Source organism: Paenibacillus hemerocallicola, from assembly GCF_006265175.1.
Lineage (GTDB): Bacteria > Bacillota > Bacilli > Paenibacillales > NBRC-103111 > Paenibacillus_AB > Paenibacillus_AB hemerocallicola.
This window is the reverse complement of sequence record NZ_VDCQ01000125.1, coordinates 1-10,416: the sequence shown is the minus strand read 5'-3', so window position 1 is coordinate 10,416 and position 10,416 is coordinate 1. Positions and strand designations below refer to the sequence as shown.

Annotated in this window: 9 protein-coding genes; 1 reads left to right on the top strand and 8 read right to left on the bottom strand. The window is 57.0% G+C overall.

Annotated features, from left to right (window positions below; translation table 11 throughout):
- Positions 1–464: 464 nt before the first annotated feature.
- The 7 genes from FE784_RS39910 to FE784_RS39880 all read right to left on the bottom strand — a co-directional run bounded on the left by FE784_RS39910 (position 465) and on the right by FE784_RS39880 (position 7,925).
- Entirely contained in the window at positions 465–1,241 is a 777-nt protein-coding gene (locus tag FE784_RS39910; protein ID WP_139607865.1) for an amidohydrolase family protein, read from the bottom strand.
- Between the two features lie 251 nt (positions 1,242–1,492).
- Positions 1,493–3,736: a carboxypeptidase-like regulatory domain-containing protein gene (locus tag FE784_RS39905; RefSeq protein ID WP_139607864.1), complete on the bottom strand. Its 2,244-nt coding sequence runs from the start codon at positions 3,734–3,736 to the stop codon at positions 1,493–1,495.
- On the bottom strand, positions 3,711–4,052 hold the full coding sequence (locus tag FE784_RS39900; protein WP_139607863.1) for a hypothetical protein: 342 nt from the start codon (positions 4,050–4,052) through the stop codon (positions 3,711–3,713). Before FE784_RS39900 ends, FE784_RS39905 begins: the two co-directional genes overlap by 26 nt.
- Positions 4,036–4,641 carry an RNA polymerase sigma factor gene (locus tag FE784_RS39895; protein ID WP_246132398.1) on the bottom strand — a complete coding sequence of 202 codons (606 nt, stop codon included), beginning with the start codon at positions 4,639–4,641 and terminating at the stop codon, positions 4,036–4,038. Before FE784_RS39895 ends, FE784_RS39900 begins: the two co-directional genes overlap by 17 nt.
- Before the next feature lie 133 nt (positions 4,642–4,774).
- Positions 4,775–6,001 (bottom strand): Gfo/Idh/MocA family protein, encoded by a 1,227-nt coding sequence (locus FE784_RS39890; protein WP_139607862.1) that lies wholly within the window; start codon positions 5,999–6,001, stop codon positions 4,775–4,777.
- Positions 6,002–6,148: 147 nt separating this feature from the next.
- Positions 6,149–7,240, bottom strand: a complete 1,092-nt coding sequence (locus FE784_RS39885) for a sensor histidine kinase (protein ID WP_246132397.1) — start codon at positions 7,238–7,240, stop codon at positions 6,149–6,151.
- The gene (locus FE784_RS39880) at positions 7,230–7,925 is read right to left on the bottom strand and encodes a response regulator transcription factor (protein WP_139607861.1); all 696 of its coding nucleotides are present in this window, start codon (positions 7,923–7,925) and stop codon (positions 7,230–7,232) included. The genes FE784_RS39885 and FE784_RS39880 overlap by 11 nt, the downstream gene beginning before the upstream one ends.
- 214 nt (positions 7,926–8,139) lie before the next feature.
- On the opposite strand from FE784_RS39880, the gene FE784_RS39875 reads away from it, so the two are divergent.
- Entirely contained in the window at positions 8,140–9,684 is a 1,545-nt protein-coding gene (locus FE784_RS39875) for an MDR family MFS transporter (RefSeq protein ID WP_139607860.1), read from the top strand.
- 438 nt (positions 9,685–10,122) lie between these two features.
- Here the strand turns inward: FE784_RS39875 and FE784_RS41450 are convergent.
- Positions 10,123–10,416 (bottom strand): hypothetical protein (locus FE784_RS41450; protein ID WP_218103888.1); only part of this gene is annotated, 294 nt, incomplete at its 5' end.

Here is a 10,416-nt window from a genome sequence, read left to right as displayed (position 1 = left end):
GCACCGTTGCTGTGCCGTTGCTGTGCCGTTGCTGTGCCGTTGCCGGCCGTCATCGATTGCCTTCATTCCGTACGGAGAAAGAGTATCGGCGCGTTGACCCCAGTCCGGGGAGATCGGCATACGGAACAAAAAGTTCCGCTATCGCTCGCGAATGCCCTCAAAATAGGCCATAAAGGAAGAAAAATTTCCTCTATCGGCTGCAGGAAGCCTTTGGGCGCCTCCTTTGGAGCGAATAGAGGAACTTTTTGTTCCGTTTGAGCCGTTTTCCCCCTCAGTCCGATCATATAGAGGAAATTTTTGTTCCGTTCGGCAGCTTGCCGGCGCACAAAAACGGACTGCCGGATGCGGCAGCCCTCTTGAAGCCTTACGGGTAACAGGAACTTGGATCAAGGCACGAGCGCAAGCGAATTGCGGCAATAGATTTTGTCCAGCACGTCCGGCGGAAGGTCGAGCGTCTGCAGAAACTACTGCAGCTTGTTGTCCCAAATGTCCCTTCCATACAGGATGCGGTCCTGGAATTCCAGCAAAAACTCTTTGCTGAACGACGCATCCCGGGTCAGCGCATTCAAGCCCGAGCCGGCGGACAAATCGCAGTACAGATTGTCATAGGCGCGCATCATTTCGGCCACTTTGCCGCCAGGTACGATCGGCCCCGTCGGGTAGCTGTGCTGCGCATACAGCTCGTCGCCCGACATATGCGCCCAGAAGCCCGGACCGTGTCCGAGAAAAACCGTGTCCGGGCATTGCCGGATCGCCCGCTCGAACGCTTCGATGCCTCCGCCGTACCAGTAGCCCGGCGCCGCATACGGTCCTCCGCCGCCGTGACCGTAGTTGACTTCGACGATGACCGGAAGCCCTCTCTTGCCGCAATACCGGAAAACGGCCACCGCATCCGGGTTGTCGTACATCATCCGCAGCATCACTTCCCCGTACACGCGGACGCCGTACATCTCGATGGCCGCCTCAAGCTTGCCGATCGCATGCGGCTTTCGCGGATCCGGCGCGTAGCCGAGTACGAATTTGTCCGGAGCTTTCTCCACGCAAGCGAGGCAGTGGTTGAACGGAATCGGGCCGGACTCGTCTCCCCACGTCATCCGGTGATAGCTCGGCGAATATTCGAACTCGGGCGTTTCCAGCGTAAGCAGCCAAGTACGGTCGATATTGTGCATACGCATGTTGTCCAAAATTTTATCGCAGGTCATATTCAAATAGTTCGGATGATTATGCGAATCGATAATCATGCTTTGCTCGCCCCCGCTCGTTTACTTGCCGTACCCTTCATACAGCTTGCCGTTTGGACGAAGCCGATTCATTCCCGCAGCCCGACGATTGTCGCCCCAGCCTAGCTGCCCGAGGAACGTCCGCTTCCGTCCGGATGGCCTCCCGCCTAAATTATAGCAAAGAAAACAGGTTCCGGAATATGCAAATACGGGAAAAGGAATGGCTGCTTAATCGACGCACTTCCCTGAACGGGATCAGCTCCGACCTTGGACTAACGCACGCCCATGACCGCCTGGACGAATGCTTTCATGGCAGTCTCCTTTGTCGATAACAGCCACTCGCCGAGCCGGTCCGCCTCCCGCCCCCGGAAATGCCAATCCAGCGTCTCGTTCAACTCCGCGAAATAAGCCGCCTGTCCGTCCGCTTCCGCCTGCAAAGCTTCTACAAGCCGGCGCCAATTGCGGAGCGGAGGTCCGAACGAACGCTCGGGATACGCCGCCGCGATTTGCAGCGCCTCTTCGACGGACCGATCGGCATACAGTACGGCCGCCAAATAGTTGCCTACGAACCGGTGACTGCCGTCCTCCTTCATCGCCTCTTCGAACGGAAGCTTCGCCTCCGCATATTTTCCTTGCTTCATCAAGGCCGTCGCATAGATCGATTGTTCATAGGACGAGATCGGCTGACCCCGCAATCGGGCGTACAAATCGTACATGGCGTGAAACTCGAGCCAGTTTTGCTTCTCGTAATAGTAATGCATGAGTCTGCCGGCGTACTCCTGCACGGGTCGCAGCCCGAGCATCGTTTTGACGTACGGATATGCCTCGTCATCCAACGTCTTGTCGCCGGTTATCGTCGCTTTCGCCTGCAGCAGGCGAATGATCATACGCAGCGCGTGAACGTCGCTCGAATCGTTCTCGAACGTTTTTTTATAAACGGCCATAGCGTCGTCGAATTTCCCGTCCGCCACCAGCTTGTCGGCATTCGTCATCGTACGCTGCTTCAAGAAGAAAAAAGGGAGGTTCCCGATCGAGCGATCGTCCAGCCGGTAACCGTTGCTTCTCGTAAGCAGCTTGCCGAACGCATCGTATGCTTCCACGCTCCAGAAATACCGGTTGTCGGGGTCTGCGAATCCTAGCAGCGCAGCCGGATCGGCCGTCGACCAATCGCCGGGCTTCTCGTACGACAGACCGGTCTGGACGTCATACAGCCGATCCACCGGTACTTGAAGCCGGTTTTCCGGAACGCGGGTACGCAGCGCCATGCTTCCCGAGCCGCTTCTCATTTCGAGCCCGACATTGACATTGTAGTAGGCCGCACCTTCTACGCTCCGCCACTGAAAGGTTATTTGCGAATCGGTTACGGTCGCTTCATTGACCGGAGACTGCTGCTCGATAAGAGGCTGCAGCGCGATCGGCAGCTCGACGTCGCGGACGCCATCCACATCGATCCACTCGTCCAAACCGACGGGCCATGTATAGCCGCTGATCTGCTCGAAGTCTAGCCCCAAATACAGCTGGTAGCTGCCCGGAGCGACGCCGTCAAACGCAAAGCGCCCGTTCTCGTCCGTCACGGCTTGATAAGGATCGTTCTCGGAAACGCTCTGATTGACGATACGCTCTTCCCGCAAAAATACTCCGGTCCGGGCGAGCGGACTGCCGTCGCTGCGCTTGACCGTCCCGGAAACTCCGGAATCGGATGCCGTCTGCCGCCTCGCCTCGCTCTCCAATTGGTTCCGCACCATGACAAGCTGCTCCGCCCGGACTTTGCCGGCCTCCCCCTGCCCTGGCCGTTCCGCTTCCGCCAGCTCGCTACTTACGCGCTCCAGCGCGCGCGGCAAATCTCCTTCGCGCATTAGCAAGCGGGCTCTCAGCTGCGCGATTTTGCCGTTCCAGTACGAATCGCCGTTGTCAAATTGGGCCGTTATCTCCGCAAGCCTGCTCTCGGCATCCCCGAGGCGCCCTTCGCTGCCGAACAGTTCGGCCGCCTTGTAAGCGAGCTCGTGACGCATGTACTCGTGCCGCCCTCCCGGCAACCGTTTGGCCGCCTGCTCCAATACGGCGATAGCCCGATCCGTCTTCCCCTCGAGCTTGTAGCAATGGGCGAGATGCTTTGCCGCCTGCAGCAAGTAGCCGTCCGCCGGAGCCCGGGCCACATAGAGCTCCAAGTAAGGAATTTTCTCGGATGCGCTGAACAGTCTCTCCTGCCCGTTGCCGTAACTTTGCGTAAACCCCGGCCCGACGTACAGATCGAAATCGGACGCTCGCAGCGTATCCGGCGTATCCTCGATCATGGAATCGCGAATAAGCCGCCATTTCTGCTTATCCGTTATCCATCGGCTTTCAAGCGCCCCGATAATAGCCGGCTTGCCGCTCAAGTCTGAGGCCGAGGCGTGCTTGCGGGCGATAAACAGCTCGGTTTGCGGTACGACGATACCTGCAAAAATCCCGACGAACGCTCCCGCCGCGGCGAACGACAGCACCAGATGCTTAACCTTGATTCTGATTTTCAGCATTCGCCACCGCCCTCTCGAATTCGTCCTTCCAGTACGTATTGCCTCCCGCTTCGACAAGCTGCCGGTTTCTCGGCGCCGCCTGCTCCGGATCCGGATTCGCGGTCTGCTGGATCGCGAGCATAAGGAGCAGGACGGCTACGGCAGCTCCGCTCGGTACGACGGGAATTTCGATTTCTTTATTCCAGATCGCGCGGATTCGCTCCGCCCATGTACGGGGATGCGTGCGCGCAAGCACATTCGCGGCCCCCTGGAAGCGCAGGTCGCGGAGCTCTTCGTCCAGCCGGGCTTTAACCGGTTCCTTATCGTTGTCCATCATGATCCGCACCTTCTTCCAACATCCGTTTCAATTGGGCTCTTCCCCTGGATAGTCGCGCCTTGATCGTATTCCGGTTGCACTCGAGCTGTTCCGACATTTCCTCTATGTTCATCTCGTTAAAGTAATACAGCGTTATCGCTTCCCGATACGGATAGGCGAGCTGCCGTACCGCATCGCTCAACCGTTCGTTGCGCAGCTCCAGCATCAACGATTGCTCCGGGCCGGGCTCCGAGACGTCCTCCAGAAACGGCTCCATCCGCGCAAAGGAAAACAACCGTTTCCAGTCCCGCGTCCGCTGCCGCATCCGGCACCGGTTGACGACGATTCGGGTCAGCCAGCCTTTCAGCTTGAGCGGGTCCTGCAGCTGCCCGATTTTGTAGTAGGCGGTTACGAACGCATCCTGCACCGCTTCTTCCGCCGCTTGACGGTCCTTCAGGAGCAGACAGGCCGTTCTGAGCAAATAATCGCCGTATTGATCCATCAGCGCCTGCAGCGCCTTTTCGTCCTGTCTCTTTAATTGCCCGACGACATCCAGTCCGCTTCCCCCTCTCCCCTTATCCAGATGCGGCTGCCGGTCGAATGGTTGCACGGTCTGAAATAAATTTTTTGACGAATCGGATTCGTCGGTAATAGGAAAAAGGCACCTCGCAAAAAAGGAGCCTCTAGAAAGTCCAAGTCGTATGCGAAACGGTTCGGGACAAATGCCCCGACTGTAAACGGGCTTACCCGTTCAACCGGAACTTTTGCGGAAAAGAACGGTATCCGGCCAAATCGAACGGCTCCGAGCCCGCAGCCCACGGCACGCCGATTTCCGAGAACAGCTTACCTTCGCGGAACGCGGTGCGGATCGTCTCCTCGATCCCTTCGACGTAAACGCCGGGATCCCCTTCTTGCCGGGCCGGCTGCAAATACCGGTCCGGAATCGCCTTCACGCTCCCGGCCGATTCGAACGCGCCGTTCGCGGCGAGCGTAAACCGCTTGGCCGATTCCAGCGGAACGTCGAGCCGCTCCTCGCGTCCTTCGATCACCCCGATCAAGTTGCGGTAACGGGCCGCGAGGAAGCTGCCTTCCTTGCAGTCATAGACGACGGAGTCCGCGTCTTTCCATACGGTGACTTTGTCGTCATAGCTCCATTCCGCCGCTCCGTCGGCGCCCTCTATACGGATTCGCTGCGTCTCGGTATGTCGGGCGCACAACGTGATGTATAGATGCATGGCGGGGCCGCCTTCCGTATCGACGCGCAAGCAGGACGTGTCGTCGCTCTCGATCGCGTTGCCCCGGTACAGCTCCGCCGTCACCCGGCTTAGAGCATCCGGCTTGCCGGTTGCGACGGCCAGCCGCTCGGATAGGCAAAGCATGCTGTAAAACAAATGAGCCGCCGGATTATGGAAAGAGCCGTCCAGTACCGTTACGCCCCGGACCGTCAATTTGCCGGCCCAAGGCGTTCTGGTAAAATAACAGCCCGGCCGATTGAGCAACGAAATGCCTTTGATCGCCCGAATCTCGCCGATCTCCCCGGATGCCGCGATTCCGGTCAGCATCGCCATCGCCTTGGCCGACGGGGTGAAGAAATTGACCGCACACCGTTTCCCCGTGCGCCTCGCCGTCTCGGCGATCCGTTCCGCATCCTGGATAACCGCCGCCGGAGGTTTCTCCAGCAAGACGTGGTAACCCGCCTCCATCGCGTCGATGCCCATCGGCGCATGCAGCTGGATCGGAGTGGAGACGATGACGAAATCGGCTCCCCGCTCCTTGTCGAGCATATCCTTGTAGTCCTCATAATAACGGATGCCGCGCTCCGCGATCACGACGCCGGTCTGCTCCGGCAGCCGCAAATCGCTCACCGCGGCCAGCTCCAGCACGCCCAGGTCCTGCTGGTGAAGCAGCTCGTTCAGATGCTGCTCCCCGAAGCCGTTTACCCCGATTAATAGCGCTTTTCGTTTTATCATGCCGTTCCCGCCTTTTTCAACGATTAGTAATCGATTGCAGTAGGATGCCGATACCGCCTAAGTCCTTTGTCACAGCAAAATAGAAGAAACGGAACGGAATGCAGCGTCCGTTTCAACGCATGGCGAGCGGCGGAAGCGGCCGCCCCCTCATCCCTGCGGCAATTTGATTTCGAATACGGTCCGGCTCTTGTCGCTCTCGGCCCGAATCGATCCTCCGTGCAGCTCGATGATTTGCTTGGCAATCGCCAGACCGAGCCCCGACCCGCCCGTATCCTCGGATCTCGATTTCTCCACCCGGTAAAACCGGTCGAATATATGCGGCAAATCCTGCGGCGGAATCGGATAGCCGTAATTGACGACTTCGGTAACGGCGTCCTTTCCTTGAACCCGCACCGTTACATCGATATAGACGCCTTCCCTGCCGTAATTGACCGCATTGGCAAGCAGGTTGTCCAATACGCGCGCCAGCTTGTCCCCGTCGGCTTCGATCATCACCTTGTGCTTCGGAAACGAAAGCCGGATTTCCATGCCGGCCTGACGCATTTCATATTGAAACTGGGCGGTCAGCTGGCCGATCATCTCGACCAGATCGATCCCGGATTTTTTTAACGACAGCCCGCCCCCGCTCAGCCGCGTATATTCGAACAGGTCGTCGATGAGGGCATGCAGCCGCTTCGATTTCTCGTAGGCGATATGCACGTAATGGCGCAGCTCCACCTCGTCGCGGTAACGATCCTGCTCGATCAGACCGAGATACCCGGTAATCGAAGTAAGCGGCGTCCGCAAATCGTGGGATACGTTCGTGATCAGCTCGCTTTTCGTCCGCTCGGCGCGCCGCTCGTCCTCGATCGACGTTTTCAGCTGCTCGGACATTTTGTTCAAATTGCTGGCGAGCTCGCCCATCTCATCGTTGTACCGCACCGGGATGCGTTCGTCGAAATGTCCGTTGGCGATACGCTGCACCGCTTTGGTGATGCGCACCAAATACAGGATACGCCTGCGGCTCAGCACGAATGTGTAAATGACAAAGAAAAAAATGCCCGCCACGACCACCACGACCGGCCAGCCGAACATATTGTCCAGCTCTCTGGCAATATCGAACAAAATGCGGATGTTCAGCTCGTTCAGGACGAACATGACGAAGAAGGCCCCGACCAGGCTTAAGCCGGACAAAGCCAAACTCATCACGAACAGGGCGACTATTTTCCAACGGAGGCTGTAGAACAGTTTAGCGATCAAACTTGTAGCCGACCCCCCACACCGTATGAATCCATTTCTGGCCCGAATCTTTCTCCAGCTTGTCCCGCAGCTTGCTTATATGCACCATGACGGTCGTGAATGTCGGGGAATACGGCTCGTTCCATACGTGCTCGTAGATAAGCTCGGCACTGAACACGCGGCCCGGCTGGCTCGCCAGCATGTACAAAATGCCGAATTCGATCGAGGTGAGATGGATCGGCTTGCCGTCCATCGTAACGGTATGCGTCGCCTTGTCGATCTCCAGGGAGTCGAAGGTCATGATATCGGCGCTGCGGTTTTTGTTCGCCTTGACGTTGAGACCGTAAGCGCGGCGTATGAGAGAACGTACCCGGGCCAGCAGCTCCAGCGGATTGAACGGCTTCGCCATGTAGTCGTCGGCTCCGCTCATGAGACCCATAATTTTGTCCATATCTTCCGTCTTCGCGCTCAGCATCAAGATCGGCACCGTTTGGTCCATGCGAATTTGCCGGCATACTTCCAACCCGTCCAGGCCGGGCATCATAATATCGAGGATAACGAGGCGAGGCGCTTTGCGCTTCATCAGCTCGAGCGCTTCGCGGCCGCCGTACGCTTTGATGACCTCGTAGCCTTCGTTGAGCAAATATATTTCAATCAGATTGGCTATCGCCTGATCGTCGTCGACGATAAGAATCGTTTCGTTCACTCCGCTTGCCTTCCTTTCCGATCGCTGCCTCCCTTATCATACGCTATAAATCACGCAAGCGGCAACCGCGCAGGACTGGCCGTTGCACCGGCAAGAACGTCCGCGTTGAAGAAATTAACATTTTAACTGAAATTTATTTTGATTACGGGTAACAATTGAATTATAGTAGTACTTCGTACGGTTTTTCATTCCTTCAATTCCAAGAGGTGGATTTATGGATCGCAAGCAAACGAAAATCAATTGGGTCGTCGCGGGCCTGCTGCTCGGCATGTTCGTCGGGGCGCTCGACCAGACGATCGTCTCCACGGCTATGCCTACGGTCATTACCGAGCTTGGCGGCTTCCAGCATTACGTATGGGTATTCTCCGCCTACATGATCGCGACCGTCGTGGCCACGCCGATATTCGGCAAGCTGTCCGACATATACGGCCGGAAGCTGTTTTTTCAGCTCGGACTCGTCCTGTTCCTGATCGGCTCGGTATTGTGCGGCATCGCCGGCAGCATGACGGAGCTGATCATTTACCGCGCCATTCAAGGGATCGGCGGCGGCGCGCTCATGCCGATCGCATTTGCCGTCATCTTCGACATTTTCCCTCCGGAAAAACGCGGCAAGATGAACGGGCTGTTCGGCGCTGTGTTCGGACTGTCCAGCGTCTTCGGCCCGGCCCTCGGCGCCTACATCACCGATTATATCGACTGGCGCTGGGTGTTCTACATCAATTTGCCGATCGGCTTGGTCGCCATCGCGCTCATGCATTTCGGATACCGCGAGAAGGCCGCCCACCGCAAGCAGAAAATCGACTGGGCCGGGGCCACTACGCTCGTTGTAGCCATTCTGAGCTTTATGTTCGCCATCGAGCTCGCCGGTTCGGACACGTACGCGTGGGGATCGTGGCAAATTATCGGCCTGTTCGTTCTGTTCGTCGTCAGCTTCCTGCTGTTCCTCGCTACCGAACGGAAAGTGTCCGATCCGATCGTGGAGCTCAAGCTGTTCAAAAGCAGGCTGTTCACGGCCAGCCAAGCGATCGGCTTTCTGTACGGGATCATCATGATCGCGGGCGCCACCTACATCCCGCTCTTCATTCAAGGCGTATACGGCGAATCGGCCAGCGCCGCCGGCCAGACGCTGACTCCCATGATGCTGGCGGTCGTCGTGAGCAGCATGCTCGGCGGTCCGCTTATCAACAAAATGTCGTATCGGAGCATTATGCTTATATCCACGATTATACTCGCGGTCGCGATGATGCTGCTCGGAACGATGACGGTCGATACGCCGCGTTGGACGGTTACGCTGTACATGGTGCTCGTAGGACTCGGAATCGGCGTCAACTTCGTCGTCCTGAACATCTCGGTGCTGCACGGTTTGCCCGGGCAATATAAAGGAGCGGCCATCTCGCTCATTACGTTTTTCCGTACGGTCGGCTCGGCGCTCGGCGTTACGGTGCTCGGCGTGCTGCAAAAGGTCGATTACAAGTCGAGCATCGAGTCGGTGTTTCCGGATCCCGCGATGGCGGAGCAATTTTCCGATCCGAAGGCGCTTCTCATCCCGCAAGTACGGAGCGAACTTCCGCCCGAAGTCGTCCAAAGCGCAACGAACGCGCTCGCCGGCTCGATCTCGTATTTGTTCCTGATCTCCATCCTGATCACCGCTGTCGGTCTTGTCTTCGTCATCATGCTCGGCAAGGCAAAAATGGAGCTTCCGTCCGGAGCGGGCAAGGAAAACGGAGGCATGGAGCCTGGCCCCGTCGGACATATGTGACTACAGAAGCATGAATAGGCCAAGCCCGCATGAAAGCCGAGATGCTTTCGCGCGGGCTGTTTGTTCGTTATTACGCCAGGAGGACACGAAACCGGACAATTCGGGATATAGCTCCAACAACTTCAGTCGTTAACCAGAGGCAGAGACAGAGGCAGAGGCACGCCATCCGCAACTGGCCGGAGCGTTCTTACCCATATTCCTCTGGGCTCTGTAAATAGAGGAACTGCGTTCCTTTATTGCCCCGAATTCGGTTACACTCCTGAATATAACGGAACAGGCTTCCGTTATTCCGATTTTTCGGGTTGAAAATGATCGTGAACAGCGGAATAGCGGCACGCTTTTCCGTTATTTTGCAATGAACACGAGTGCGCGGGTCAATAGCATACCCAAGTTCCGCTATTTGATGATTCTCGGTGTCGCAAGCGCCGGCAAAGGCAGCTAGCCTTTGTCGATCAAGTGATTCATGCACTCCCGTACGCGAATTATGCCGTATAGAGAAAAAAGCCCGATTTCTCGGACTAGACTTCCCGTCTTGCTGTATTCCCGTATTCCCGTATTCCGTTTTCCCGTATTTCCGTATTCCCGTATTCCGTTTTCCCGTATTTCCGTATTTCCGTATTTTCGTATTTTCGTATTTCCGTACTCCCGTATTTCCGTACTCCCGTATTCCCGTATTCCCGTATTCCCGTACTCCCGTATTCCCGTATTCCCGTATTCCCGTATTCCCGTATT